A 680-nucleotide genomic window follows, 5' to 3' on the forward strand; every position below is an offset into this window, starting at 1 on the left:
GTGGCCCACCATGGGCCGGACCCTCCCGACCGGAGAACCTCATGCTCACCTTCTGGCGGCGCTTCGCCGACCACCACCCTCGCTTCGTCGAGGCGGTGTTCCTGCTCCTGCTGTACGCCGCCACCAGCAGGCAGTACGCCGAGGAAGGACCGGGCTGGTGGGCCGGCCTGCCCCTGGCGACCGCCGCCTGCCTGTGCCTGCCGTGGCGGCGCAGCCACCCCGGCCCCGTGGTCGCGCTCACCGCGGTCTGCGCCGGCGTCTCCGGCGGCCTGGGCTACCCGATCACCCCCCTACTGCTCCTGCCGGTCACCGTCGCGCTGTACGAACTGGGCGCTCGCGTCCCGGAGCGAACCGCGTACGTCCGGTGCCTCGCCGTCATCGCGCTCGTCGTCCTCACCGCGGCGCTCTCCGATCTGAACCACCAGCCCTGGACACTCAAGACGGTCAGGCCCGCCTTCTGGCTCGCGTTCGCGGTCCTGGCGGGCTCGACGGTCCGGACCCGACGCGCCTATCTGGGCGCCGTACGCACCCGCGCCGAGCACGCCGAACGCACCCGCGAAGAGGAGGCCCGCCACCGCGTCGCCGAGGAACGCGTGCGTATAGCCCGGGAGTTGCACGATGTCGTCGCCCACCACATGGCGCTGGCCAACGCCCAGGCCGGCACCGCCGCCCACCTCGCC

General features: G+C 73.4%; 1 protein-coding gene. It reads left to right on the plus strand.

The annotated features are described in order from the left end of the window. Positions 1-41 precede the first annotated feature (41 nt). On the plus strand, positions 42-680 hold a 639-nt coding region (locus GT354_RS08595; RefSeq protein WP_161355664.1), incomplete at its 3' end, for a histidine kinase dimerization/phosphoacceptor domain-containing protein.

Origin of the sequence: Streptomyces sp. SID3343 (assembly GCF_009865215.1) — a bacterium.
Classification (GTDB): domain Bacteria; phylum Actinomycetota; class Actinomycetes; order Streptomycetales; family Streptomycetaceae; genus Embleya.